Genomic DNA, 22,349 nt, shown 5'->3' with positions numbered 1-22,349 from the left:
AGGAAGGGACTCGAACCCCCACGTATTGCTACGCCAGAACCTAAATCTGGTGCGTCTACCAATTTCGCCACCTGGGCAGGCGGGGCGGATTTTAGCATTGGGTGGGACAAAAACCGATGAGTATTGATCATTACGAAAATTTTCCGGTGGCTTCGCTGCTGTTGCCTGCGCATCTACGCCAGCCGATCGCGGTGATTTACCGTTTTGCGCGCAGCGCCGATGATCTGGCCGATGAAGGTACGGCTTCGCCGCAAGAACGCTTGGCCGCGCTGAATGCCTATCGTCATGAACTGGCGCGCATTGCCGCGGGCGAAACGCCTGACACCCCCCTGTTCAGCGATTTGGCCGAGGTCCTTACCCGCCACCAACTGCCGCTGCAACTATTGCACGATTTACTCGATGCCTTCGCGCAAGATGTCGTGCAAACGCGCTACGCAAACTATGCCGAATTGCTCGATTACTGCCGCCGCTCAGCGAACCCAGTCGGGCGGCTGGTGCTGCACCTGTTCGGGCGCACGGAAGAAGCCCGGCTGATCGAATCCGATGCCATTTGCAGCGCCTTGCAGCTGATCAATTTCTGGCAAGACATTGCCGTCGACTGGAAAAAAAACCGGGTTTATCTGCCGCAAGAGGATCTGGCACGCTTTGGTGTGACCGAAAACGACATTGCCAACGGCCACATGAGCCCGGCGCTGGGGCGCTTGCTGACGTTCCAAATCGAGCGGGCGCGTCAGCTGATGCTGTCCGGCGCGCCGCTGGTGCACCATCTGCACGGTCGCCTGGGCTGGGAAATTCGCCTTACCGTACAGGGGGGCTTACGCATTCTGGAACGCATCGAGCGCGTCGGTGGCGATGTTTTCCGGCATCGCCCACAACTTGCCGGCACAGACTGGCTGGTGCTCTTGTGGCGTTCCTTTAGAATGTGAGCCCATGACTCCCGACCAATACTGCCAGGAGAAGTGCGCGGCGAGCGGCTCCTCCTTTTATTACAGCTTTTTGTTCCTGCCTCCGGCACGCCGGCAGGCGATCATGGCGCTCTACGCCTTCTGCCGCGAAGTCGACGACGTGGTGGATGAATGCAGCGACCCGGCGCTTGCCTCGACCAAGCTCGCCTGGTGGCGCATGGAAGTGGAGCGGGTGGCGCACAAACAGGCGAGCCATCCCGTTGGCCTGGCTTTGCAGGCGGTCAGCCCGGAGATTCGGCTGCCCGGCGAACGCTTGAACGAGATCATCGACGGCATGGAAATGGATTTGCAGCAAACGCGCTATCTCGATTTCACCGGCCTGTCGCTTTATTGTTATCGCGCGGCCAGCGTGGTTGGCCTCTTGGCTGCCGAAATTTTTGGCTATCAAGATGCCCAGACCGAAGGCTATGCGCACGATCTGGGCATGGCTTTCCAACTCACCAACATCATCCGCGATGTCGGCGAAGACGCCCGGCGCGGGCGAATTTACCTGCCCATCGACGAGCTGAAAAGGTTTAATGTTCCCGCCGCCGATATTCTCAATGGGCGTTATAGCGAGAATTTCACTGCCTTGATGCAGTTTCAATACGAACGGGCGCTGGAATATTACCAGCGTGCGCTCGCCCAGTTGCCCGCCGTGGACCGTAAAAATCAACGCCCAGGATTGATCATGGCAGCGATTTACCGCACCTTGCTGGAAGAAATTCGCGGCGAAAACTTCCAGGTGTTGCACCAACGCATTTCCCTGCCACCGACTCGTAAACTCTGGCTGGCGGCAAAAACCTGGATCAAAGGCTGAAACCGTCTTGAACGATCGCGCTGCCGCCGCACGCATTGCCGTGATTGGTGCCGGCTGGGCCGGACTGGTGGCCGCCGTGGAATGCGTAACGCGCGGGTTTGCGGTAACTCTATTCGAAGCCGGACGCGTCGCCGGCGGGCGCGCCCGCACCACGACAATCGCCGGGCGCAGCCTCGACAATGGCCAGCACATTCTGCTCGGGGCTTATCGCGACACGCTCGCCCTGATGCAAAGAGTCGGTGCCGATCCGCAAAAACTATTTCAGCGCCACCCTTTGCGCATCCTCGAAGGCGACGTGTTTCGCCTGCACCTCCCCCGACTGCCGGCCCCCTTGCATCTCGCGGCCGGCTTGCTTGGCGCGCACGGCGTCACCTGGCAGGAAAAAATCCGCACGGCACTCTGGATGCAAGGCATCAAAAACCAGAAATTTCGCCTGCACACAAAGCAAAGCGTGGCCGATTGGCTAGATAGCGCCGGACAAACCGGTGCCTTACGCCAACATTTGTGGGAACCGCTCTGCCTGGCTGCGCTGAACACGCCGCCAAAACAGGCCTGCGCACAGCTTTTCGCCCATGTTTTGCGCGACAGCCTGGGGAGCCCGCAGCGCGCGTCCACCGATCTGCTTTTGCCACGCGCACCGTTTGGCGCACTTTTGCCCGACCCCGCCCTGCTCTGGCTCAAAAAGCACGGTGCCGAAATTCGGCTCGGGCATCGCGTGCGGCATGTGCAGGGTACGCAGGTCGATGGGGGGCATTTTTCTGCCGTCATCGTCGCCGTCGCCCCGCAACATCTGGCCGCCTTGCTGCCTGGATCACCCGGCACCTTCGACTATGAACCGATTGCTACGGTGTACCTCGATTACGGCGCAAACCTCGCGCTCGATTTTCCGCTACGCCATCTCGGCGCAGGCACGGCGGCCTGGGCGGTGGATCGCGGCCAAGGCATGATCGGCTGTGCTGTCAGCGGCCACGGCGACTGGGAAACGCTTTCCGATGCGGCGCTTGCCGCGCGCATGAGCGCCGCACTTGGCCTGGGCAGTCCACGCTGGCAACAGGTGATCCGGGAAAAACGCGCCACCTTCAGCGCTCGCCCCGGCTTGTCTGATCCCAACTCCCGCCCGCATTACCGCACGGCGCATCCGCGTGTTTTTCTTGCCGGCGACTACACCTGGGCAGACTATCCCGCCACGCTCGAAGCGGCGGTACGCAGCGGCTTACGCGCCGCCCGGGCGGCTTGCACTGCCAGCGCCAGCACGGATCACGCCAGCAAACAACCGGCCTGAAGCCGCAAAACGCGCTGGCAGCGTGCAGCAAGCGCCGCATCGTGGGTGACCAGAATGAGGGTGGTGCCTTCGCGCGCATTCAACTCAAACATCAAATCGATCACCTGTGCCCCTGTCGCGGCATCGAGATTTCCCGTCGGCTCATCGGCCAGCACCAATTTCGGGCGCGGCGCAAAAGCCCGTGCCAATGCCACCCGCTGTTGCTCGCCGCCGGAAAGATGTTTCGGATAGTGCTGCAATCGCTCGCCCAGCCCCACCCGTTGCAACCAGCTTTGCGCCAGGGCTGCAGCATCGCTGCGACCGGCAAGCTCCAGCGGCAACATGACATTTTCCAGCGCCGTCAAGGCCGGCAGCAACTGAAAAGATTGAAAAACAAAACCCAAACCCTGCGCCCGCAAAACAGCCCGGGCATCTTCATCCAAAGCAGACAAAGCCTGCCCGGCCAGCAACACTTCACCGGAGCTCGCCACATCGAGCCCGGCCAGCAAACCAAGCAGGGTCGATTTGCCCGAACCAGAAGCCCCCATGATGGCCACGGTTTCTCCCGACATGACGGAAAAAGAAATCTGCTGCAAAATCTTGAGCGTAAGGCCGGCGTTATCCACTTCTTTCGTCAAACCCCTGACTTCCAGCACAATTTCTTCTGACATGCGATTACTCCTATGTATTTTTTCTCTGTGTGTCGCGCTATGCGCCCCCAGCCTGGCCCAGGCCAGCGGCAGCGGTGACGCAAGGATTCTGGTCATGGGCGACTCGCTCTCGGCCGGTTACGGCATCGACCCCCAAGCCGCCTGGCCGGCCCTCTTGCAGAAACGGCTGCAAAAAGAAGCCTTGCATTATACGGTCGCCAATCATGCCATTTCTGGCGAAACCACGGCCGGCGGCCGGGCGCGCCTGGCCGCAGCGCTGCAAAAAGAAAAACCGCAAATTCTCATCCTCGCCTTGGGGGCTAACGACGGTTTGCGCGGCCTGCCCCTGGCACAGATGGAAGAAAATTTGCGCACCATGATCCGCGCCGGACGCGCCAGCGGCGCGCGTATTCTGCTCGTCGGCATGCGCCTGCCGCCCAATTACGGCCCCTATGCAGATGATTTTTTTACCCGTTTTTCTCATCTGGCCAAAGCAGAAAAAACCGCCTATCTGCCTTTTTTGCTCGAGCCACTCAATACCCGGCCCGAACTTTTCCAGGCCGATCGCCTGCACCCCGGCGCTGCCGCGCAAACACTGCTGCTCGAACACCTGTGGCCAGCACTGCGCCCTTTGCTACGCTAATCCGTCGCCAGCCTATGATTCAGCGCGCTACTCACCAATCACATCCGCACCCGGTGGCGGCGTAAAGGTGAAGAGGCTGGCGGGCAATTTTGGATTGGGCTCGCTCTTGCTGAAATGAATGCGCGTCACCTGGCCGAAATTGTCATGCAGCGCCATGGCGCGCAATGTTTTGCCCGAAAGACCGATACGGATTTTCTCAAAATTACTCTCGCTCGCTTTCGGCGTAGCTTCCACCCACTGCAAACCTTCGCTCTCGCCGTCGGCGCGCAAACTGAAGTTTTTTTCCAGGGCAACACGCCCGGCCAGCAATGCCGCCGGAGAGCTCCCGGAAGTAAGATCGTCACGGCGCAAGGTCACCTGCTCCAAATCGGGATCGTATATCCAGATTTTTTCGTTATTTCCCACGACCAGCTGCGGATGGGGTTTGCTCACTTCCCAACGCAATTTCCCCGGGCGCACGATCGACAACAAACCAAAAGCCTCCTGCGCCTGCACGCCCTGACGGTTGCTGATGGTCTGACGAAACTCTGCTTGAAAACTCTGAGTGTCGCGCAAAAACGCCTGCAAATCCTCCACCGCACCCGCTATGGCAAGGAGCGGCGAAGCAGCAAAGGCCAGAACAGAAATAAATCGAGCAAACTTACGCATGATGATCACCAGTAAACGACTTGAATAATTCTCGGAACAGGAAAAAACGCCTCAAGGATACTCGTTTGTGCAGTGCCAGACCTCAAACCGCTGCCAGTCGATCAACAGTATCAGGGAATTTCTCGACCAGACGAATCAGCAGGGAAGCCTGGGCATTCGGTTTGGCCCTGCCTTGCTCCCAATTCTCCAGCGTCCGTGGATTGGTGCGCAGGTAGCCCGCAAATACTGGACGCGACAGATGCAGACGCTCACGCAACATCACCAGTTCCTCGGCCGTAACCTCCGGCGACGGCCGAGCCTCGACTTTGTGCGTGCGCAGCGTCTGCTTGCCGGCGCGCTCGTCCGCCAAGGCATCAAAGCCCTCGGCAATCTCCGCAAACAGGTTCCGCTTTTTCATCGTCTCGCCTCCAGTTCTGTTTTCAACATTCCCTTGAGCACCTTCTTCTCGTCGGCACTCAAGTCCTCCATTTCGCCCTTGTCGTACAGGGTGAAGAGCCAGAATTGCCGACCTCCATCCCACCAGTAATAGATCACCCGCAATCCGCCGCGTTTGCCTTTGCCACGCCGCTGATCACCATGGCGCAACTTGCGCAGGCCGCCCGTACCTTCGATCACATCGCCGGCCTCCGGGTTCTTCAGCATCGACTGCTGCAACCCGCGAAACCCCTCATCGTCCAAGTAATCGGCACGATATTTGGCAAATGCCGGCAGTTCAACGAACAGAGCTTTCATTGCTTAAATATACGTAAGTTGCGGATAGTTTGCAAGACAAGCCAATAAAAAAGCCCGGAAACCCGGGCTTTTTTGAGGTTTTGTGGCTCGCAGTGCCAAGCACTGGCGAGCATCAATTTAAGCTTACTGGTAGTACAGCAAACGTCCGCCACTGGTTGTGCCGCAATGGTCTTGAGTTTTTGCCATCAGACAAGCTACTCACTGGGCTACTCGTTTGTGCAGTGCTAGACCTCAAACCGCTGCCAGTCGATCAACAGTATCAGGGAATCTCTCGACCAGACGAATCAGCAGGGAAGCCTGGGCATTCGGTTTGGCCCTGCCTTGCTCCCAGTTCTCCAGCGTCCGTGGATTGGTGCGCAGGTAGCCCGCAAATACCGGACGCGACAGATGCAGTCGCTTGTCATTGACCGCTTCACGGTCATGTCGCCCAGCTTCCCGGTACGACACTTCAGGTGGTGCCGGGTATCCGAATCGAACGGATGACCTGCGCGTTACAAGGGCGCTGCTCTACCAACTGAGCTAACCCGGCATCGGTCAATTCTGCCACGAATTGAAAACACTGCCTGTGATCGGCCGGAAGATTCGCATTTGAAATGGCACCCTTTGAAACACCCTGTTTCACCCGATCAGATTCAACAGGATGGCATCGGTATGGGTTCGATCGAACCGGTTCTGCTTGTCCTCGATCATCCAGCGCAACACCTGCAGGGATTCATCCTTCGAGCGCGGCCTGATCGTCGCCATGCAGGAGAAGAGGAACGATTCCCGGGCGCTTACCTCTTGAGGGGGGTCGCCGTCAGTGGTACCAAATGCATAGCGCAGGCTACGCAGTTCATCCCAGTAACGCATCTCGTGAAGGCAGTCGGCCAAGGTATTCGGCAGCATGTCAGGATCAGCTCGGAAACGCTCTGCGGCAGCCTCGTCGTCAATGAATCCATATCGGTCAAGCCCAACACCATTCAGGGTATCGATGCAGTATTGCTCCGCGGCAGTCGGTTCGAACACCCGGTCACCGAAACGGGAATAGGCTTCATGCCTCAACGCGGCTTTCTTCTTTGACTTCTCGGCCAGCATTTCAAGGTCAGCAAAACCGAAGGTATTCATGGCAGCAAACAGGTTCCCTGGATTCGCTCGGACGACCAATTTCCTGTAGCGCTCTTCCAGCTCGCCCAAGGGCGTCTTGATCTTCTTGACCTGCTGCATCGCCAAATCAATCATCACCGCCTGGCCAGTGGAAATGCACTCCCTCAACCACAACACGGCATCAATCTCGCCGTCGCCGGTCACCTTCTGCTGCTGCGGCAGCGTCGGCGCCGCCGGCAGGGTTTCGGCGCTGACACGGATCGGCGGCAGCGAACACATCGCCCGCAATCGCTCGTTGTCCCGAAACGCGCCGGACCTGCTGCAGATGGTTTTAACAGTACCCACTGGCAGGCCGGTCTGGTTGGCAACCTCACGAATCGAGTAGCGCCGCCGGAGACTCAGAACGCAGTCTTTTGTCTCGACTGAAACAGGCTGTTTCAAGGCTGTCATGGTTAGCTTTCTGACTCAGTCCGAAATCCTGCCCTGATCCAGCGAATTGCCAAAACGAAAACTTCGACAAAAAGCCATACCAGTAGCGGGGCGCCGAGAAATGTGACAAACAACTTGTGAAACGAAAATTTGCGCACGGTGGGGGGGCGGACCGTAATTCTTCTCCCAAGGTATCGGCTTTCGTTCCTGTGCCGACGGTTGCGCTGCCGGCGCGCCGCCGGACGAAGCATCATGGGTATCGAACTGGTCAAATGGGTTCGCTTGTCCTTGTGCCTTTGCCGCGTACTTCTCCCAGGGTTTCAATTGCTTCTGCGCCGACGGCTGCGCGGCCTGCTGTGGAACTTCATCGAAAATAAGCGCCCCCGCTGGCCACTGACCTCATCCCAAAGAGAAAAACCAGGTGATACACAGTAGATGACATACAGGACAATCCCCATCCTTCGCCCCCCGTTCAGCCACCGCTTCGGCTTTGTTGCTGTCTCGTTCGATCCCATTGATTCCTCCCCCGTTGGTCGATCACGACCCATCGGATGATTTCAGTACATCCCGGTCGATCTCGAAGCCTGCCCGCACCACCTGGCCGCGCCCGTCACCCTTGGCATGGGCAATGGCCTCTTGCAGCCCCTGCTGCGCTACTCATGCCTACCCTTGTTTGTCACGGTTTATCACGGTCAGTTGCAGTGCAACATGCCGCCAACCTGCTGGCAGAAGCGCCCGTCTTGCCGGTATGTACTCCCGCCCCCTGCGTTGTTATACCTGACACCCCGTGTATCCCAACACCCGGAGGAGTCGCAGTTGGTAATCAGCGCAGGCGGCTGATTCTGTGCTTGCTCACGTGCGGCCCGGTTGTGTTGCGCGGTTCGTTCAGCTTCAAATCCCCACTCGCATCCTTTTGCCATTGCTTCGTGACGCGCTTTCCGCCCCATTTTGGCAAGGCGGGTGCATTCATCCATTTTTCTTTGCTCCTGTTCCCGCCCTTCACGGGCCATCCTTATCTCTTCATTGCGCCGATTTGCTTCAGCAGCACGCAAGCGCCCCTCCGCTATCTCAAAGTCCCGCTCGGCTTCAATGGCATCAACCTTTGCCCGATTTTTCTCACGCAGGCGCTGGGCTGAGATTAACCTTTCTTGTGGAATGTACTCACGATGTTGCACCCGTTCGACACGAGAGCTTCCCGGACACAGGCCGTCGGTGATGAATACCTTGCCAGCAGCATCCCGGCACTTCGTTGCACCGGCAAATGCCAGCGAGGGGGCGACGATCAGGGCAAGGATGATTGAGCGCATGGCTGCCTTTCTTTCAGTGCGTTTCGGTTGATCTTCTCTGCTGGTACCAAGGTGCCGCAGCAGGGGCAGGCTGCCATGCTCCCTTTTGCCTCTTCCCGCTTGATGGCTGCGTACAACGCGGCAGGTGTTAATCCCACTTCTTTTGCTGCCGCGTAGGGGGTTTTTCCTTTGCGAACCAGCACAAGAGCGCGCTGCGTCCGACTGGTTGATTGTTCCATTTTGAATCTCCGCCGTACCCACAACACCGCGCCATGAGCATTTTTTAGTACGTATTATAAAACGTTAAATACCCATTGACACGTATCATGATACGTACTATATTACACACAACGTATCACAAAACGCTCTTTCACAACTCGGACAAACTCAAAGCCCGCAGGCAACAGCAGGCTTTGACGGCGATCAGGCTGCCGCAAGTGCCTGGGAGGGATAGGGAAACGCGCATGGTATGACGCCAAAGGCCGACAGCCCAGCTAGCGCCCGAGTCCCAGAAAAGCGAAGCCCGGCCGGTGCTACCAACACCGCCGGGCCTCTAATCACCAATCAACTGAATGAGGTCGAATCATGGCAACTGCTCAAATTGTACAGATCAGCACCCAAAAGCGCACCAGCATCATTAACCGTTACCTGTCCCTGGCTCAAGAGCTGGCCCGGATCAAAACCGAGATGGAAATGCTCAAGGTCGAGGCTATCGAAGTGCTTGGCGAAGGCACTCACGAAACCAAGACGGCCCGGGTAACCATCAACTGGCTAACCCGCAACAGCTTCGACGGAACAAAGGCCAAAACCTTTTTGAGCCCGGAACAGGTGGCCCAGTGCAACAAGGCTTCCTCTTTCTTCGATGTTCGTGTGAAGGGGCTGTGACATGGACCTCACCACAGATCAGATGAAAGATGCCTGCGAAAAGCTGTTTGGTGACCATCCGGAGGACGTTATTGAACCGATCAATAGCGCTGAAGATGCTCTGGGGCAACTGATGGAGATTTTTCACACCATTGTCAATGAAGCAAGCGGCAACATTGAATGCCTCCGCATCAAACGCCTGGCCGAAGTTGGAGCATATCTCGCGTTTGATTTTGCCAACTACACCGGGAGCCGGTACGAAACCATGCTTGAGCGCCTAGTTGAGCAGGGGATTGTTTCCAAGCGGGGGAAGGTATGAGCGCGCATGATTTCTTCATTCTCCCGGCCATCCTCACGGAACTGCTGAATTGCGCAATCAAGCACGACGAAGAAACGGTGAAACGGTGCGCTGGAATGTTGGACATGGGTTGCACCGTCATGGCCAGGGGCGCGGCCTATCTCATGAACGCCCTGGGCCAGGATGGTGATGTTGATGAAATGCAGCGGATGCTGGCCTCTGATGCCTTGGCGGAACTGGTGGGATCAGTGGCCGTGCTGCTGGAGCTTGAGTGCGCCGCCGAAAGCATCATCCTGAAAGAAAAACTGAACCATGGAGGTGTGCAGCCATGAGCAAGCAAACTTCAGTCTTTACCGCCGTCCCTGGGCTGTATGAAATCAAGGGAAAGCGCATGGCTATCAGGGACCAGATCAACTGCCGCATGGCCCAGCTTGAGGCCATGCTTGCCATGACCTATGGCGAGCCGGGTGAGGCATTCCGGAACATCAACGACGACTTGCAAGACAATTTTATGTGGTCATGCGCAATGGCTATCAAGGAGATTCGCCAGCTTCTGGATCTTCTTGGGCAGGAAAACAGCAGCGATGCTCCAAGCCTTGATCCAGCTTGAATCACTGCGCGCGGAATTGCGCCGCCGGCTGGAAATGATCCGCCGGCAGCGTCCGTTCCCTGGCCGCAGCATTGGAACCTTCGGCGGGCCGGCAAGAGCCCCCGCCATTCCTATCGAGGAAGACGTCACCATGAACACCGAAGCACACGACACACCAGCCGAAAAGGCCATCACCAAGTCTGACATCGAATTGGCGAGAATCGACCTGGACAGCAAATGCGATGCGATCTTCGCCATCTGCAATGCAATTGCCGTTCTCACCAAAGCATCGTCGGTGCCTGAAGGGCTCTACGGCAACACCATCCACCTCCTGGCCGTTCATATAGCCTCCCTGGCAGGCATCATGCAGAACGACATCGGCCTCTTCATTGAAAAAGTGGAGGAAGCACAATGATCGACAACATCACCCGCCGCATTCAACTGGTCGACGTCACCACCGCACGCCAGCACGGCGAGCAGGAAGCACAAGCGCTGCTCAAGGCCGTGATCAACCCCACCACCGAAGCAGGCCTGCAGGGTGACGCCAGCGCAATCCTGATGCTCAGCTTGCACCCGATCATCGAACTGGCCCAACAGCATCGCATCGAGGAATGCACGGCCAGGCTGGAAGGCTTCGCCGGGGTCATTGGCCCGGTGCTGGAGCGTATTGCAACCCTGGCCGAACGGATCACTTCCGAAGAGCAGCGCGCAGTGAATGCCGCTATCTCGACCTGCAGCCGGGTATCCGCCGGCCGGATCATCGCTGCCAGCCAGGACGACGACGATGCAACCGTGGCGCTGTGCGAGTTGCAGCTTGCCGTTCGTGCGCTGGAACCGCAATTCACCGAGAGCGAAGGGGGTGAGCTGTGAGCGCCGATTCCCAGCTTGACCATTTCCAGATCGCGGCTGGGTAGCAATCCAATACGCCCCAATCACCCCGCCCCCGTGGCGGGGTTTTCCATTGAGGGAGTCCAGAAGTTGGACACCCCATCGGGATTTCGAATCTCGAAGGGGCGCTACCACCTCAGCAGCAGAATGCTGCCATCAGTGCACCGAAATCAGCCGGTGCTTTCTCTTCCTTCACCCTATACAGCGCAGCCGGATAGGTTTCTCGATTGCCATGCTTTTTCCGTGCAGGCAGTGGGCGCTTTGCAATGCCAATCCGCTCAACGATACCGCGCCTGACCAGCCAGGATATTGCTGCGCGGACTTGGTATTCACCGGTGCCAAGGGACCGGGCGATATCGTACGTCGTCAAGCCACCCCGGCACCCCCTGACAGCTTGCAGCACCTTGTCGGATGTAACACGGGCCACAACCCCTCGGTCGAACGTGGAAACATTGGTGATGATCTTCTGCTGGCTCATGGCAAACCCCGTGCGTAGCGACGGGGGTAGATTCTGTGCTGCCAGCCAGTAATCTACTCATCCCACAGTGATCGTTGCCACTTTCAGCCGATCAACCAAAGCCCGCAGAAGATCCCGCGGCAATGCCCCTAGTCCGTTGCGTTGGAAAGCTTCAACCGTCACACCATGCGATGCCAGCATTTCGGCAAATGGCGGGCTCTGCATTAGGTGCTTCAGATAGGGGGGGGCCTTCGGGGCAATCTTGTCCTCAAGTGCGCCAAGGCGACGCGCCAAAGCCTGACTCATTGGTTTTCCTCGCTTTCAACGGGATCAGTTACCACGCCATGCACAGTGCCATTCAGCGATGCCAGAACATCGGCCAGGCGATTGGCCCGGCCCTGCTGTGATTTCTGGCTGGCCATCACCGCCAACCAGGCGTGAATCTCATTGTCGAAATACTCGACGCCAACCTCTTGCTGATCCTGGTCAACGCTATCCGGCGAACGTACAACACCGATACGATCACCGCGCAACTGGGAAGTGCTGATTGCTTCCCGATGGGCCTGCCATTCGATGGCAGTCGCCTCATGTTCTGGTTCCACCAGGATCGTGAAAGCCTGTTCAGGCGCCGCTCTTAACTCGGCTTCGATTCTCGCCAGGCGGCGACGCAATACGCTGGTCATGCCCGCCCCCTTTCCTTAAACTGCTCTTCAAGAGCGGTCATGCGGGCTGCAAGATCGCTGGTTTCCAGACTGCGCCGCTGGTGCTCAATCAGGCCGGCAAGCGTCTCTCCCTCGCCAGGGAGAATCTCTCCAGTCGCAACTGCCGCCAGAACCTTCGCCTGTGCCGTAGCACAGTCATCCACTGAGGTGACATCAGGCAGTGCAATCGATAGTGGCCGCTCCCGGGTCGTGGGAATCAGCTTATCGACCACCAGGCGAGCCGCAGCCATATCGCCGCCCTTTGCGGCATCGATCACCACTTTGACGACATCGGTCAGCTCACCTTCCATCGCTGCTATGGCAAGCAGCGTGGCCTTGTTGCGGCTTCCCTTTGGGCGCCCCCTTGGGTTGCCGCTTTGCCCCTTCTTCCAGCCTGGTGCCTTGTCATTCACGCTGTTTTCCCCGGTGCAAGATCAGGACATTCCCAGCTTCTGACGTGCCTCAAGAATTTCGCGCCGCCGGTGGCAGTCGTGGCTGGGAGGCTCTTGCGTGGCGATATTCCGCAATTCGGCCAGGCGTTCAATCTCCTTCCGGTTGGCTTCACGTCTGGCGGCCTGCTCCGGGGTTACCTCCGGCCGCTCCGGTTGCCATTCAGCAATCTCCGTGGGCCGCTCTCCCACAATCCATTCCAGACGCTGTTCCAGATTGTTGAGGGAGCGCGCATACACCTCGACCCTGCCCCAGGTCGGGAAGGTCACCACAAGACACTTGGTGCCCTCCAGGCGTTGCTGCCGGCGGAAGGTGATGGCGCAATCCTGAAGGCCGGACCAAAGGTCTGTGCGTAACTGGAAGGCAATACGGGGATCCATCACGGCCAAACCAGATGCGGCAATGCATTGATGGGCGTACCAAGTTGAACGGTCGGTCATGTTCTGTTCCTTTCGAGGGAGGATTATTGGTTTGCCTGCGCCGCCGGCAAAGCGGCTGGGGCAAGCGTTAATTTTTGGCTACTACCTTTGCTGCGTAACGGATTTAGGGCGCGACCGAGCGGCCAACCGGCTTTCAGGCGCTTCCACAGTAGCTCCCGTGGGACACCGAAGCGCTTTGCCATCTCGGGCAATGGCAACGACTCGCCGTTGAAGGTCAGCCACGTAGAACGGCGGTCGATTCGTGCCGCCGAAACGTTCAGAGGAAAACCGCGCGCCGCTCTGCGAAGCACAGTATTCCGTGTCGGCTGCCCGGACAGCCTCTCCGCTTCAGCGGCTGTCATTGACCTGGAATCGATCACCACCCTGCGGCAATAGGCGCGGCGCCTCTCCTGCTCCGGCTGCGTCGTCCAACAGCAGTTCCCGGGGAAGTAACCTGCCGTCACATCCAGCCGGCCCAGCCAGTGCGTCTGCGTCGGCGCCGTCCCCATGTCAGCCAGGAACTGCTCGAAGCTCTCCATCCACTCCCGGCAGACCTTGATGCCCTTCGCACCATATCTTGGGAAATCCTTGTGCCTCGGGTTCTCGCAGCGCCTGATCATCACCGACCAGGCGCTACGCTCTCGCTTGAGAATGCGCTTTTCCATCCCGCCCCCCTATTGCTGCTGGCTGCCGGCGATCACCCCGGCCTGGGTGGCGCGTTTTGCGCGGTCTTCGAGAATCTGCTCAACGATGCTGCGAATCTCGTTGATGTTTGCGGCGCCCTGCTGGCCCTTGCCGGTGAGCAAGCGGCCCATTTCATTCCGGACAGGCTCGGGGGTGGAAACCCGGTTCCATGCGTTGGCGGCGGTATTGAGCAACCCCGTCAGGTTGCCAGATGCAGCATTCCGGGCCGCGTTCCCTGCTTCGGTGATGCCAGTCATATCCAGGTCACCCATACCGGCGGCGCGTGAGGCTGTCTGAGAACCACGGCCGACACTTTCCAGGCCCTTCAGGCGTGACTCTTTTGCAACGTTGGCAGCAAACTGACGGAAAGCCTTCTGGTCTCGGAACAACTCTTTCAGCTTCTCCGCTGTAGCCGGCTCCTTCCACATTTTCAGGATCTGGGTCTGTCCGCCTTCCGTGCCCAGCTTCTTCCGCAGCGACTCGAAAGCGCCGATCTTGAAGGCCTGCAGCTCACCTCCTGATAGATCCTGGATCAGTTCCCTGATTTTCCAGCCATCTTTACTCATGGCCTGATAGCCCATATTGGCAGCCTGGCGAAGCTCAGTCGGGCCGGCATAGGCATTCCGGGCCATTCGGTAGAGACTCTTGCCGGTCGCCGGGTCAGTGGTGGCCTTATCCAGCGCGCCCACCAGGTCACGGCGCAGGGTCTGGTAGGCGCGCCCCATTTCGTTCAGGCGCCCGGTTTCCGGATTGATATGGGCTTGCTCCAGGTCGTACAGAGTCCGCTTGAGGGTATCCAGTTGCTGGAGCTGAACCTTACCCTTGGGGCCCGTCAGTAGATCATTGAGGCCTTTGGCCTGCACTTCTCCCAGGTCGAACCGTTCCCCGGTCAATTCCGCCAGTTTCCGGGCTTCGCCAAATGCGGACTGGGCTCGGCCCAGGATGGCGGTCAGGTCGCTGTCCATGGTGATATTGGTCCGGCGCACGCGGTCATACAGGGGGGCGGAGCTTTGCCGCCGCACGGCATCCAGTGCCTGGAGAGTATCGGGCAGGCGTTTTCCGTCCGGGCTCAGCCCTTCAGCAGCGGCATCAATCAGCCGGCTTGCCCGGCCCGCCTGGCGGTCATGAATCAGGCGCTCGGTCATGTCCTTGGTTTTGCCGGGGAGCGTGCTCAGGGTGTCCAGCAGCTGCCGGGTGTTCTGCCCGCCAGCATCCGCAATCGTGGCCTCTGATCCCAGCTTTGCCTGCCGGGCGGCAATCACGTCCAGGGGATTGGTGAGAGCCCCTCGCCCGCCGGCATCCCGCTCGATCACCTGAAGAATCTTGGGAGCAGCCTGATTGAGCGCACCCTGATCAGCCGCATGAATAATACCCAACCGGGAAACCACCCCGGCCAACCCCATCCCATCTGCGGCTTTGGCAGCCGCACGGGTCAAGCCTTTGGCCGCAGCACTGGCGGCACTGATACCCTTAGCGACAACCGGCCCCATGACCGCGCCGCCAGCCGTACCTGCAGCTATGTCTTTGACCACGCCACCGGCATCCGTCGCCGTGGAATCCCCTGCCCCAGCAATAGCCCCAGCAGCTGTGCCAGTTCGCGCTGCCTGGGACACGAGCCCACCAGACCCGGCAACCGACCGAGAAGCTGCAGCAAATGGGTTGAGCAACGCCAGAGGGGCGGCAGCAGCGGCCCTGTCCACCTGAGCCATGACAGGGTTGGCCTTTTCGTGTCCGGCCACAATGTTCCGGGTATCGTCCCGGTGCTTCTGGTAGGCCTCGGACATGCTCCGGCCCGTGCCCCATGGAGTCAGGTTGCCCACTCCTTCCACCAGAGCGCCCGTAGCGCCCACAGCTTCGTCATACCAACCCATCGCAGGCCCCTGCATGGCGCTGACAGCGCGCCCAACAATGGAGGTGCCATTACTTGCCGCATTCGGCTGCTCTGATGCCACGGGGGCGGCTTCCCGTACCTGTTGATTTCCACCACCCCACTCTTTTTCCCATGGCCTTTGCGGTGCGGGAGATGCGGTGGCCACCTGCGCCCCCTGGGTTGCCCAATCCTTTTCCCACGGCTTCATTTCCGAACCTCCATCCAGTTGGCCGGGTCATTGGGATTTCCCCCAAGGAATACGTGGCCGCCATCCACATAACCGGCGGACAAGGATCCAGAGCCCTGCGCTCCTTGCTGTGGTTGCTGGGCTACCTGGTCGGTCGGTGCCGGTGCGCTGCCGATATGCTTGGCACCCGGACCCGCCGCAACGGAAAAGCCATTGATTGCGGTCTGCCGGTTACGGGCTTTTTGCTCAATCACAGCCCGGGAGTCGCCTGGCTGTGGGAAGTATTGCTTTTGCGCGTTGGCAAATTCGCTTTCGGCAATCGCCGCCCCCGATTCTTGGCGGAGGACAGCATTCACAAAATCACGTTGCCCCTGCTCAATTTGCTGCTGCTCAGGGCTGGAAAAAAGACTGTTTGCTGCCATGCCCAGGGCTTCCCCAACCAGAGGAACAGACTCTGCAAACTGTTTGATGCGGCTGGGCTGAATTTCCCCGTTTTTTCCAACCTCTTCGATGATCCTGGATGCTTCAGCAGCTCGCATACCGTAACCAGTAGCCTTGGCCTGGGTTTCGTTTAAGGCCTTGCCAGTGCCGACCGGTTTCCCGTCTGGGCCCGTCACCGGGCGCATTTCCCCGCTATTGGGATTGAGGACCATGTAGCCGTTTTCGGTTTGAAGCGTTTGGAGCTTCGATGTCCCTTCCGGCTTGAGAATCCCGGCGGCGATAGCGCTCGTGCGTGCTTTATTGACGGCCGCCGGATCTGTTGAATTGGCGGTATCAATCAAACCCTGCCTGGCCAACCTGGCAAATCCTGCGTCTTCCATCCGGCCTGCGTGCTCTGTTTGCTCCATGCCGAAGCGCTGCTGATCCAGACCGAAACGCTGCATATCGATGCCCATGCGCGCCTGATCAAGCATTGATCGCTGCGATGAAAACTCTCGTTCCTGCCCCATCCTTTCTCTAGCCAAGCCGCCTTCATGATCCATGCGTTGTTGGGCAATTGCGGCAGCGCTGCGCTGGTTTAGCATGTTGTTGAGTATTGATGTGGCGTTTGCCCGCTCGGAGCGTTTGCCATATTTCGTGCGTTCAACTAAATCGCTGATCATGCGGTCATCGCGCATGCTGTTCAGGGTGGAATTGGGGTCTCGGTTGGCCTGCGCCTGTTGCATCGCCTTGTAGTTTTCAGCATCGCGAGCGTCGCGAGCAGCCTGAGCCTTCGCATCACGCGCCTCAATCGCAGCCAACTTCTGCTGGTCCGCAATACGACCAGGGGTCATCCAGTTTCCGTACGTATCCTTGCCGTACCCAGATTCAGCGAACTGCTTGTCACGCGCCGCGTCAGCCGCGCTTGGTCCACCGTTCCGTTGTATTGCGTTGAGGCTGAAAGGATCAACCGTCAGACCACGGGCGGCAAGGCTTCTGCCAGATTCCTGAACCGGATTTACCTGGGGCAATGTGCCTCCGGCGGGGGCGCTTCGAAAGGTTTCAGCCTGCTTTGTCGCAGCATCGAGCCGGGCTGTCAGATCGTTGCGGCCTCCTGTGCTATTGCCCGCATAGCCGGCCTGGGGTGCTTGTGTTGCGCCAGGGCTGACAGTCAGCCCTCCCGCAGGCCCGGAGATTGCTTTGAGTCGTTGTGCGTAGCTGGCGATGCCGGGCTTGTCTTCGTTATCCAACATGAATGCCTCCTGAAGTTGATGCGCACATGCTCAGGCCTATTGCGTCAAAAATGAGTCAGAAATTCGCCCGTCGCCAAGCACTGCGGAAACTGGCCCAGGTGATCCGCTCGCCAGCAAGATCGGCACCGACATCGCGCCACACTTCGTCGGCAGTTTCGGGGGTAACGGTGAGTGATAGTCCGTCGTCTGCAGCTTCCTCAAGCAGGCAGAGCCGGCGCCACGTCTCCGCTTGTCCGTATCCGGCGCGGCGCATCTCGCGGATCACGCCGCGAAGCCAGCGAGTCACCGGAGCCAGCGTGCCCGGGGGGCGACCTCGGCGTGGATTAGGCGTTACGCCGCTCAGTGAAGACTGCAACATTTTTCGCTATCCGGAAAAATCAGCTCCCAACTGAAACCAAGCCGGCGGCCAATGTCGCTGGCAACGAATTTTTCTACCTCGTTCGCCGCCGTCGAGGCCGGCACTTCAAGTGCGCGCGCAACCGATTCCAGCGAGCAGAGCCCCCCGATATCTGGGCTATACCGGTCTGGGCATGGCATGAACCCGGCCTCTCGAATGTCTCGCCATATTTGCTCCCGCTGCTCGCCCTGGCTGAGGTTCAAAAGAAGCAAAACGCGTAGCCGGTGCCCCGGGTGCGTTGGGTCACCACCAGCTTCATTGTGCAGATGGCGGTTTGCCTCGGTGACCAACTCTTCGAATGGTGTCATGCTGCCCCCCAGAATTCACGGGCTGCCTGCCGCGCCTGATCGGCGCTTTGGTAGGTACCAGGTGGGAAGAGTGCCAGCGCTGCAGCATCGTCATCGCCCATCAACACGCGGACAGATTCGCGGTATTCGGCAACGTCGTGCTCAGACCAACCTGCAGCACGGCAGCCTTCGATGAACCGCTCAAAGTTGGACCGTGCGTCTGCCTTCGCTTTTGCCGCAGCAAGCTTTTCAAGGGCGCTCATCGCTCGAACCCCTTCCGCTTTTTGTGCGCGAACGGCTGCTCTTGCGTAGCAGGACGCCAATCATGGTCCAATGTTTGGAAGCGGGTCTGGTTGGCGATATAGGCAAGGCGAGCCATGCCAGTAGCGCCCTGGCGGTTCTTGGCGACGATGATTTCTGCAGTCCCGGTGTCGGGAGAATCTGGCCGGTAATACTCGTCGCGGTAGCACATCAGCACGATGTCGGCGTCCTGCTCGATGGCGCCAGATTCGCGTAGGTCGGACAATGCGGGCCGTTTGTTAGGGCGTTCATCCACCTTGCGCGACAACTGCGACAACGCAATGATCGGAATCTGGAGCTCCTTGGCCAAGGCCTTCAAGCCTCGTGTTATGCCCTCAATCTGGCTGTTCCTGGTATCTCCTCCGTCACCGGTAGCCAGTTGCAGATAATCGATAATCAACAAAGCAAGCCCATGCCGACGCTTCACGCTGCGCGCCTTGCTGGCAATCTCGAAAAAGGTCAGCCCGCCTTGCTCATCGATCACCAGCGGTAGCTCGTGCAGCTTGGCTGTACCCGCAAGGATGCGGTCGCCGGAATCGCCTTCCATGTTGCCGGCCAGGATGTCATCAAGCGGCACGCGGCCGGCAATAGCAACGAGGCGGTCAGCAAGTTCAGTGTCGGCCATTTCCATGCTCAAAAACAAAGTCGGCACACCGGCACATGCCGCGTTGAAAGCCATCCCTGCAGCAAGGGCTGTTTTTCCCATCCCTGGGCGGCCGGCAATGACGATGAGATTCCCACGCCGAAATCCTCCCGAAAGCCTTCTATCGAGGTCATCGAAGCCGGTCGACATCGCGCTATCGGTCCCCTCTCCTCGGCGTTCGATCGCGGCAACCGCACGAACCAGCACTTCCCTGATCGTCTGCGGCCTCTTCGGTGCGGCGTCCTCACTGATCGTCATGATTGCGGACTGTGCAGCCGCCAGTTTCCCCGCGGTGGCGCCGACACCTGTGGCAATGGCCTGAATGCGGTCTGCGGCCGCTACAAGTTCGCGCTCCAGGGATTTTTCAGCGACAACCTGCGCGTAGCGCCCGGCGTTCGCTGAGGATGGCGTATTGGCTGCCAATTCACCAAGATAAGCAAGGCCACCGGTTTTATCAGACAGACCGGCAGCGTCTAGGCGCTCAGCCACTGTCACGGGATCAACGGAAATCCCCTGTGACGCCATGGCCATAATCTCGCTGAAGATGACGCGGTGTGCCTCAGCGAAAAAATGGCCAGGCTTCAGTTGGCCGATGCGGTCGATGGCGGTTGACCCAGGCATCAACAATGCACCGAGAACCGCCTGCTCTGCATCGTTGCTGTGGAGTCGAGAGTAATCGATCATGTGGCCTCCCGGTGGTACTTGTTTTCGAGGCATTTGGCGAAGCCTGAAGGCGACATCAGGAAATCGATGTCAGCAACGAAAGGCGGCTTTCCTGGCTGAGCGGGGGCCCGACCAGTCAGGAATTCCGATTCTGCGCAAACCTCGAAAAATCGACGCCAGGCTTCCAGGCCATCTTCCCTGCTGCTGTACCCGAAAGGTTTGCAGCGGAGACTCGCAGCTTCCTTCCAGCGCGCCCTGATCGTTTTACGTCGAGCGTCGTTCAGCACCCTGACCTTCGGGTTGTCTGGCATCGCCTCGTGGTACAGGCTGACTATTTCCTCAGCAGGGCATGCAGGCTTTGCCGGTGTCGCCGGCTTGCCGGGGACAGAGGCGTAAGCCTCTTCCTTTCCTTTCCTTTCGACTCCTTTAGACTCCGGGGGGGAGGACTCGGCTAGTTCCCGGTGAGTGCTCGCCGAATGCTCGGCTAGTTCTCGGGGATATGTGGTCGCGTTGGGTGGTTCTGGGTGGCGATATGTCGGTTTGTCGATCTTCTGATGCCGCGCCCATCCGGTGACGTGCCAGTAGCGTTTTCCGTCTGCCTCAAATTCGGCAACCAGTCTCTCCCGCTGCATTTCCGCAACGAGGCCGGCAACAGTATCGGCAGTGATGTTGTCATCGCCGGCAAAGGCTTCTGCTCTCAGCGTTTTATAGCTCGCTGGATGTACGCCACGATCATCGGAAAAATTCCACATGGCGATAAAGGCGAGCCGCGCCAGTGGGGTGATTTCCATCACCTGCTCTGATGTCCAAAATTCCGGCTTAATGGTGCGTATGCGTGCCACGTCACACCACCACTTCCCTGCTGGCGGCAAGCGCCTGCAGCCACAAGTCGAGAACCTTGCTCTCAGCTTCGCGTTTCCGCTTTCTGGTCATAATTGCCGGGAACGTCGCAATAACCTGATTGGCTTCGGCGAACAAGATGCTGGCTGGCTTGGCATAATCGGTGCCGTCGTCTCTTCTGCTATGCCAATCGCCCAGTGCCCTGCCCGGCCTGGGCGTTTCCGTTTTTCGGGTGTACATCGGAATGATCTCCAGAGAGTCATCCCGGCGGACCTGGCGGCCCTCCTTCGCTCGACCGGTGCTTGCGCAGCGCGTGGCAAAGGTCACCCTAGCGGGTGATTTCGGCGGCGCGGATGCGCGGCCTGCTGCCTTTTCAAAGCAGCTCGGGGTAAAGCGATAATTGCGGCTGATCGGCCGCACGTAAGCGAGCATAGCCGACCCCTCAGGCCTGGCCAGCGATTTCGGTAGCGCTGTGCTTGCCGCCCTTGTGGCTATCGCGCCGCAAATGTTCCGGCTGCTCTTCCTTCCGCCCAGGAACAAAGGTGCTCGCCACCATATGATCCGCAACCGAGTCGCCATCGATCCTGGTGCAACGCGCCGACAGCTTAACCGCCAGAATTTTTCCGTCACGGATCCACCGGTGAATCGTGAACTCGCTGACACCCAATTCGCGGGCGCATGCCTGCGGTGCAATCATTCGACCGCGAAACTGATCAAACTTCCCCGCAGACGTTGCCGTGTTACAAACGGCGGATGAATGTTGTTTGCGCATATCCAAGCTCCTAAATTAGCGTCGCGGCAACTTTTGCTGCGAACTGCTTGGATGCGATTTATATAGCGCCAGCCAGTATTTCAGAACGCCTCATGGCGGCAGCGGCTAGCCTGTGCCAGCAGCGGCTAAGCTGGATCTGGCGTATTCCTTAGCGCCTTTCGGGCAGTATCGAAGGACATATCAAGTGCCGCACATTCCTGTTCTGCGCAAACGGTACGGCTACTGTATTTTCCAGAAGCCCAAATTTCTCGGATTCTCTCTTTGGCGTTTCGCTTTCCATTGGGGCCTTCGTGCTTTGCATCGGCCCCACGCTTTGCCATTTTGGAGATAGCTATGCTCCCTGGAAGTAGCCTCAAACAAACGATCGACGCCGCCATTCGAGCACCAGTCGCAGCATCCCATGCCGACTGATATCGCCGCGCCCAAATGAGACGTACAGCAAGAGCAACACCGATCAACGCCAGCGCCGCCAGCGCCGCATCTGATCCGCCAAATTCATCAGCAATCGCCTTGAGCGCGTTTTGCCAACAACTTCCGGTATCAAATACCCCACAGGAAATACCTGTCAAACCATCTTGCAACGAAAATGCAGCCGTCGCATAGACTTCGGCTTCTTCAGCCTCAGGGAAGACTGACCTTAGCTCGTCATTCCGGACTGACATCGCAACATTCGCCAACTCAACGAACTTGCCTACTTGGCAGGCGTCAGAGCAAATATTCTTGCTAACAGCAAAAAACATCTCGGAGTTGGTTGAATTCAACGAATCGATCAGATGTTGTTCAATACCTGAAAACTGATTAGGAATTATCCCGCCATCAATCACGACCATCGGCATTCCCCACCGATATAGATTCTGTTGCTGATCCATGT

At 58.6% G+C, this 22,349-nt stretch carries 33 protein-coding genes and 1 tRNA gene; 10 read left to right on the top strand and 24 right to left on the bottom strand.

Translation table 11 applies throughout. The features are described 5' to 3' along the window. Positions 1-116: 116 nt before the first annotated feature. The 3 genes from hpnC to hpnE are packed head-to-tail and all read left to right on the top strand — an operon-like array spanning position 117 to position 3,046. On the top strand, positions 117-926 hold the full coding sequence (hpnC, locus tag ACM62Q_RS02455) for a squalene synthase HpnC (RefSeq protein WP_415033391.1): 810 nt from the start codon (positions 117-119) through the stop codon (positions 924-926). A gap of 4 nt (positions 927-930) precedes the next feature. Next, on the top strand, positions 931-1,764 hold the full coding sequence (gene hpnD, locus ACM62Q_RS02450) for a presqualene diphosphate synthase HpnD (protein WP_415033390.1): 834 nt from the start codon (positions 931-933) through the stop codon (positions 1,762-1,764). A 7-nt stretch (positions 1,765-1,771) separates the two neighbouring features. Further along, positions 1,772-3,046: a hydroxysqualene dehydroxylase HpnE gene (hpnE, locus tag ACM62Q_RS02445; protein ID WP_415033389.1), complete on the top strand. Its 1,275-nt coding sequence runs from the start codon at positions 1,772-1,774 to the stop codon at positions 3,044-3,046. On the opposite strand, the gene ACM62Q_RS02440 is transcribed toward hpnE, so the two are convergent. Next, positions 3,022-3,696, bottom strand: a complete 675-nt coding sequence (locus ACM62Q_RS02440) for an ABC transporter ATP-binding protein (RefSeq protein ID WP_415033388.1) — start codon at positions 3,694-3,696, stop codon at positions 3,022-3,024. The genes hpnE and ACM62Q_RS02440 overlap by 25 nt on opposite strands. Here ACM62Q_RS02440 and ACM62Q_RS02435 point away from each other — a divergent pair. Further along, a complete protein-coding gene (locus tag ACM62Q_RS02435) occupies positions 3,695-4,318 on the top strand; it encodes an arylesterase (RefSeq protein ID WP_415033387.1) in 624 nt (207 codons plus the stop codon). The genes ACM62Q_RS02440 and ACM62Q_RS02435 overlap by 2 nt on opposite strands. 27 nt (positions 4,319-4,345) lie before the next feature. Here ACM62Q_RS02435 and lolA read toward each other — a convergent pair whose 3' ends face one another. The 7 genes from lolA to ACM62Q_RS02400 all read right to left on the bottom strand — a co-directional run bounded on the left by lolA (position 4,346) and on the right by ACM62Q_RS02400 (position 8,735). Then, positions 4,346-4,966, bottom strand: a complete 621-nt coding sequence (gene lolA / locus ACM62Q_RS02430) for an outer membrane lipoprotein chaperone LolA (protein ID WP_415033386.1) — start codon at positions 4,964-4,966, stop codon at positions 4,346-4,348. Between the two features lie 82 nt (positions 4,967-5,048). Then, the gene (locus ACM62Q_RS02425; RefSeq protein ID WP_205203285.1) at positions 5,049-5,363 is read right to left on the bottom strand and encodes a helix-turn-helix domain-containing protein; all 315 of its coding nucleotides are present in this window, start codon (positions 5,361-5,363) and stop codon (positions 5,049-5,051) included. Further along, positions 5,360-5,698, bottom strand: coding sequence for an addiction module toxin RelE (locus ACM62Q_RS02420; protein WP_415033385.1), 339 nt, complete (start codon positions 5,696-5,698; stop codon positions 5,360-5,362). Before ACM62Q_RS02420 ends, ACM62Q_RS02425 begins: the two co-directional genes overlap by 4 nt. Positions 5,699-6,151: 453 nt before the next feature. Continuing rightward, positions 6,152-6,227: transfer RNA gene (locus ACM62Q_RS02415), tRNA-Thr, on the bottom strand. Between the two features lie 89 nt (positions 6,228-6,316). Continuing rightward, positions 6,317-7,231, bottom strand: a complete 915-nt coding sequence (locus ACM62Q_RS02410; RefSeq protein ID WP_415033384.1) for a hypothetical protein — start codon at positions 7,229-7,231, stop codon at positions 6,317-6,319. Positions 7,232-7,902: 671 nt separating this feature from the next. Continuing rightward, positions 7,903-8,517 (bottom strand): DUF4124 domain-containing protein, encoded by a 615-nt coding sequence (locus ACM62Q_RS02405; RefSeq protein WP_415033383.1) that lies wholly within the window; start codon positions 8,515-8,517, stop codon positions 7,903-7,905. Beyond that, positions 8,493-8,735 carry a hypothetical protein gene (locus ACM62Q_RS02400; RefSeq protein ID WP_415033382.1) on the bottom strand — a complete coding sequence of 81 codons (243 nt, stop codon included), beginning with the start codon at positions 8,733-8,735 and terminating at the stop codon, positions 8,493-8,495. The genes ACM62Q_RS02405 and ACM62Q_RS02400 overlap by 25 nt, the downstream gene beginning before the upstream one ends. Before the next feature lie 346 nt (positions 8,736-9,081). Between ACM62Q_RS02400 and ACM62Q_RS02395 the strand changes: the two genes are divergently transcribed. The 6 genes from ACM62Q_RS02395 to ACM62Q_RS02370 are packed head-to-tail and all read left to right on the top strand — an operon-like array spanning position 9,082 to position 11,117. Continuing rightward, positions 9,082-9,381 carry a hypothetical protein gene (locus ACM62Q_RS02395; RefSeq protein ID WP_415033381.1) on the top strand — a complete coding sequence of 100 codons (300 nt, stop codon included), beginning with the start codon at positions 9,082-9,084 and terminating at the stop codon, positions 9,379-9,381. Position 9,382: 1 nt separating this feature from the next. After that, complete coding sequence (locus tag ACM62Q_RS02390) at positions 9,383-9,679, top strand: hypothetical protein (RefSeq protein ID WP_415033380.1); 297 nt, start codon at positions 9,383-9,385, stop codon at positions 9,677-9,679. Further along, positions 9,676-9,990, top strand: coding sequence for a hypothetical protein (locus tag ACM62Q_RS02385; protein ID WP_205203104.1), 315 nt, complete (start codon positions 9,676-9,678; stop codon positions 9,988-9,990). The genes ACM62Q_RS02390 and ACM62Q_RS02385 overlap by 4 nt, the downstream gene beginning before the upstream one ends. Beyond that, positions 9,987-10,268, top strand: coding sequence for a hypothetical protein (locus tag ACM62Q_RS02380; RefSeq protein WP_415033379.1), 282 nt, complete (start codon positions 9,987-9,989; stop codon positions 10,266-10,268). The genes ACM62Q_RS02385 and ACM62Q_RS02380 overlap by 4 nt, the downstream gene beginning before the upstream one ends. Next, positions 10,243-10,662 (top strand): hypothetical protein, encoded by a 420-nt coding sequence (locus ACM62Q_RS02375; RefSeq protein WP_415033378.1) that lies wholly within the window; start codon positions 10,243-10,245, stop codon positions 10,660-10,662. The genes ACM62Q_RS02380 and ACM62Q_RS02375 overlap by 26 nt, the downstream gene beginning before the upstream one ends. Beyond that, positions 10,659-11,117 carry a hypothetical protein gene (locus ACM62Q_RS02370; RefSeq protein ID WP_415033377.1) on the top strand — a complete coding sequence of 153 codons (459 nt, stop codon included), beginning with the start codon at positions 10,659-10,661 and terminating at the stop codon, positions 11,115-11,117. The genes ACM62Q_RS02375 and ACM62Q_RS02370 overlap by 4 nt, the downstream gene beginning before the upstream one ends. A gap of 154 nt (positions 11,118-11,271) precedes the next feature. On the opposite strand, the gene ACM62Q_RS02365 is transcribed toward ACM62Q_RS02370, so the two are convergent. The 16 genes from ACM62Q_RS02365 to ACM62Q_RS02290 form a co-directional block, all read right to left on the bottom strand. Next, positions 11,272-11,613, bottom strand: a complete 342-nt coding sequence (locus ACM62Q_RS02365; protein ID WP_415033376.1) for a FaeA/PapI family transcriptional regulator — start codon at positions 11,611-11,613, stop codon at positions 11,272-11,274. Between the two features lie 57 nt (positions 11,614-11,670). Then, entirely contained in the window at positions 11,671-11,898 is a 228-nt protein-coding gene (locus ACM62Q_RS02360) for a hypothetical protein (protein WP_415033375.1), read from the bottom strand. Then, positions 11,895-12,275 carry a hypothetical protein gene (locus ACM62Q_RS02355; RefSeq protein WP_303902770.1) on the bottom strand — a complete coding sequence of 127 codons (381 nt, stop codon included), beginning with the start codon at positions 12,273-12,275 and terminating at the stop codon, positions 11,895-11,897. Before ACM62Q_RS02355 ends, ACM62Q_RS02360 begins: the two co-directional genes overlap by 4 nt. After that, positions 12,272-12,706 carry a DUF5681 domain-containing protein gene (locus tag ACM62Q_RS02350; RefSeq protein WP_415033374.1) on the bottom strand — a complete coding sequence of 145 codons (435 nt, stop codon included), beginning with the start codon at positions 12,704-12,706 and terminating at the stop codon, positions 12,272-12,274. The genes ACM62Q_RS02355 and ACM62Q_RS02350 overlap by 4 nt, the downstream gene beginning before the upstream one ends. Before the next feature lie 21 nt (positions 12,707-12,727). Beyond that, positions 12,728-13,183: a hypothetical protein gene (locus ACM62Q_RS02345; RefSeq protein WP_415033373.1), complete on the bottom strand. Its 456-nt coding sequence runs from the start codon at positions 13,181-13,183 to the stop codon at positions 12,728-12,730. A 23-nt stretch (positions 13,184-13,206) separates the two neighbouring features. Continuing rightward, entirely contained in the window at positions 13,207-13,827 is a 621-nt protein-coding gene (locus ACM62Q_RS02340) for a hypothetical protein (protein ID WP_415033372.1), read from the bottom strand. A gap of 9 nt (positions 13,828-13,836) precedes the next feature. Next, positions 13,837-15,924 (bottom strand): hypothetical protein, encoded by a 2,088-nt coding sequence (locus ACM62Q_RS02335; RefSeq protein ID WP_415033371.1) that lies wholly within the window; start codon positions 15,922-15,924, stop codon positions 13,837-13,839. Beyond that, positions 15,921-17,576: a hypothetical protein gene (locus ACM62Q_RS02330; protein ID WP_415033370.1), complete on the bottom strand. Its 1,656-nt coding sequence runs from the start codon at positions 17,574-17,576 to the stop codon at positions 15,921-15,923. Before ACM62Q_RS02330 ends, ACM62Q_RS02335 begins: the two co-directional genes overlap by 4 nt. 55 nt (positions 17,577-17,631) lie before the next feature. Beyond that, a complete protein-coding gene (locus tag ACM62Q_RS02325; RefSeq protein ID WP_415033369.1) occupies positions 17,632-17,862 on the bottom strand; it encodes a hypothetical protein in 231 nt (76 codons plus the stop codon). Positions 17,863-17,915: 53 nt separating this feature from the next. Then, positions 17,916-18,281 carry a hypothetical protein gene (locus tag ACM62Q_RS02320; protein WP_415033368.1) on the bottom strand — a complete coding sequence of 122 codons (366 nt, stop codon included), beginning with the start codon at positions 18,279-18,281 and terminating at the stop codon, positions 17,916-17,918. Then, positions 18,278-18,523: a hypothetical protein gene (locus tag ACM62Q_RS02315; RefSeq protein ID WP_415033367.1), complete on the bottom strand. Its 246-nt coding sequence runs from the start codon at positions 18,521-18,523 to the stop codon at positions 18,278-18,280. Before ACM62Q_RS02315 ends, ACM62Q_RS02320 begins: the two co-directional genes overlap by 4 nt. Beyond that, a complete protein-coding gene (gene dnaB, locus ACM62Q_RS02310; RefSeq protein ID WP_415033366.1) occupies positions 18,520-19,887 on the bottom strand; it encodes a replicative DNA helicase in 1,368 nt (455 codons plus the stop codon). Before dnaB ends, ACM62Q_RS02315 begins: the two co-directional genes overlap by 4 nt. Next, positions 19,884-20,708 carry a hypothetical protein gene (locus ACM62Q_RS02305; protein WP_415033365.1) on the bottom strand — a complete coding sequence of 275 codons (825 nt, stop codon included), beginning with the start codon at positions 20,706-20,708 and terminating at the stop codon, positions 19,884-19,886. The genes dnaB and ACM62Q_RS02305 overlap by 4 nt, the downstream gene beginning before the upstream one ends. 1 nt (position 20,709) lies before the next feature. Continuing rightward, positions 20,710-21,138, bottom strand: a complete 429-nt coding sequence (locus ACM62Q_RS02300) for a hypothetical protein (RefSeq protein ID WP_415033364.1) — start codon at positions 21,136-21,138, stop codon at positions 20,710-20,712. Positions 21,139-21,148: 10 nt separating this feature from the next. Next, the gene (locus ACM62Q_RS02295; RefSeq protein WP_415033363.1) at positions 21,149-21,478 is read right to left on the bottom strand and encodes a helix-turn-helix transcriptional regulator; all 330 of its coding nucleotides are present in this window, start codon (positions 21,476-21,478) and stop codon (positions 21,149-21,151) included. A gap of 125 nt (positions 21,479-21,603) precedes the next feature. After that, a complete protein-coding gene (locus ACM62Q_RS02290; protein ID WP_415033362.1) occupies positions 21,604-22,347 on the bottom strand; it encodes a hypothetical protein in 744 nt (247 codons plus the stop codon). Positions 22,348-22,349 lie beyond the last annotated feature (2 nt).

This window comes from Azonexus sp., from assembly GCF_047638095.1.
GTDB lineage: Bacteria > Pseudomonadota > Gammaproteobacteria > Burkholderiales > Rhodocyclaceae > Azonexus.
This window is presented reverse-complemented; position numbering and strand designations above follow the sequence as displayed.

Excerpts from the sequence above, each read along its gene's own strand:
- hpnC (WP_415033391.1), top strand. The coding sequence starts at position 117 with ATGAGTATTGATCATTACGAAAATTTTCCGGTGGCTTCGCTGCTGTTG.
- hpnD (WP_415033390.1), top strand. The coding sequence starts at position 931 with ATGACTCCCGACCAATACTGCCAGGAGAAGTGCGCGGCGAGCGGCTCC.
- ACM62Q_RS02435 (WP_415033387.1), top strand. The coding sequence starts at position 3,695 with ATGCGATTACTCCTATGTATTTTTTCTCTGTGTGTCGCGCTATGCGCC.
- ACM62Q_RS02440 (WP_415033388.1), bottom strand. The coding sequence starts at position 3,696 with ATGTCAGAAGAAATTGTGCTGGAAGTCAGGGGTTTGACGAAAGAAGTG.
- lolA (WP_415033386.1), bottom strand. The coding sequence starts at position 4,966 with ATGCGTAAGTTTGCTCGATTTATTTCTGTTCTGGCCTTTGCTGCTTCG.
- ACM62Q_RS02425 (WP_205203285.1), bottom strand. The coding sequence starts at position 5,363 with ATGAAAAAGCGGAACCTGTTTGCGGAGATTGCCGAGGGCTTTGATGCC.
- ACM62Q_RS02420 (WP_415033385.1), bottom strand. The coding sequence starts at position 5,698 with ATGAAAGCTCTGTTCGTTGAACTGCCGGCATTTGCCAAATATCGTGCC.
- ACM62Q_RS02410 (WP_415033384.1), bottom strand. The coding sequence starts at position 7,231 with ATGACAGCCTTGAAACAGCCTGTTTCAGTCGAGACAAAAGACTGCGTT.
- ACM62Q_RS02405 (WP_415033383.1), bottom strand. The coding sequence starts at position 8,517 with ATGCGCTCAATCATCCTTGCCCTGATCGTCGCCCCCTCGCTGGCATTT.
- ACM62Q_RS02400 (WP_415033382.1), bottom strand. The coding sequence starts at position 8,735 with ATGGAACAATCAACCAGTCGGACGCAGCGCGCTCTTGTGCTGGTTCGC.
- ACM62Q_RS02395 (WP_415033381.1), top strand. The coding sequence starts at position 9,082 with ATGGCAACTGCTCAAATTGTACAGATCAGCACCCAAAAGCGCACCAGC.
- ACM62Q_RS02390 (WP_415033380.1), top strand. The coding sequence starts at position 9,383 with ATGGACCTCACCACAGATCAGATGAAAGATGCCTGCGAAAAGCTGTTT.
- ACM62Q_RS02385 (WP_205203104.1), top strand. The coding sequence starts at position 9,676 with ATGAGCGCGCATGATTTCTTCATTCTCCCGGCCATCCTCACGGAACTG.
- ACM62Q_RS02380 (WP_415033379.1), top strand. The coding sequence starts at position 9,987 with ATGAGCAAGCAAACTTCAGTCTTTACCGCCGTCCCTGGGCTGTATGAA.
- ACM62Q_RS02375 (WP_415033378.1), top strand. The coding sequence starts at position 10,243 with ATGCTCCAAGCCTTGATCCAGCTTGAATCACTGCGCGCGGAATTGCGC.
- ACM62Q_RS02370 (WP_415033377.1), top strand. The coding sequence starts at position 10,659 with ATGATCGACAACATCACCCGCCGCATTCAACTGGTCGACGTCACCACC.
- ACM62Q_RS02365 (WP_415033376.1), bottom strand. The coding sequence starts at position 11,613 with ATGAGCCAGCAGAAGATCATCACCAATGTTTCCACGTTCGACCGAGGG.
- ACM62Q_RS02360 (WP_415033375.1), bottom strand. The coding sequence starts at position 11,898 with ATGAGTCAGGCTTTGGCGCGTCGCCTTGGCGCACTTGAGGACAAGATT.
- ACM62Q_RS02355 (WP_303902770.1), bottom strand. The coding sequence starts at position 12,275 with ATGACCAGCGTATTGCGTCGCCGCCTGGCGAGAATCGAAGCCGAGTTA.
- ACM62Q_RS02345 (WP_415033373.1), bottom strand. The coding sequence starts at position 13,183 with ATGACCGACCGTTCAACTTGGTACGCCCATCAATGCATTGCCGCATCT.
- ACM62Q_RS02340 (WP_415033372.1), bottom strand. The coding sequence starts at position 13,827 with ATGGAAAAGCGCATTCTCAAGCGAGAGCGTAGCGCCTGGTCGGTGATG.
- ACM62Q_RS02335 (WP_415033371.1), bottom strand. The coding sequence starts at position 15,924 with ATGAAGCCGTGGGAAAAGGATTGGGCAACCCAGGGGGCGCAGGTGGCC.
- ACM62Q_RS02330 (WP_415033370.1), bottom strand. The coding sequence starts at position 17,576 with ATGTTGGATAACGAAGACAAGCCCGGCATCGCCAGCTACGCACAACGA.
- ACM62Q_RS02320 (WP_415033368.1), bottom strand. The coding sequence starts at position 18,281 with ATGACACCATTCGAAGAGTTGGTCACCGAGGCAAACCGCCATCTGCAC.
- ACM62Q_RS02315 (WP_415033367.1), bottom strand. The coding sequence starts at position 18,523 with ATGAGCGCCCTTGAAAAGCTTGCTGCGGCAAAAGCGAAGGCAGACGCA.
- dnaB (WP_415033366.1), bottom strand. The coding sequence starts at position 19,887 with ATGATCGATTACTCTCGACTCCACAGCAACGATGCAGAGCAGGCGGTT.
- ACM62Q_RS02300 (WP_415033364.1), bottom strand. The coding sequence starts at position 21,138 with ATGCTCGCTTACGTGCGGCCGATCAGCCGCAATTATCGCTTTACCCCG.
- ACM62Q_RS02295 (WP_415033363.1), bottom strand. The coding sequence starts at position 21,478 with ATGCGCAAACAACATTCATCCGCCGTTTGTAACACGGCAACGTCTGCG.
- ACM62Q_RS02290 (WP_415033362.1), bottom strand. The coding sequence starts at position 22,347 with ATGGATCAGCAACAGAATCTATATCGGTGGGGAATGCCGATGGTCGTG.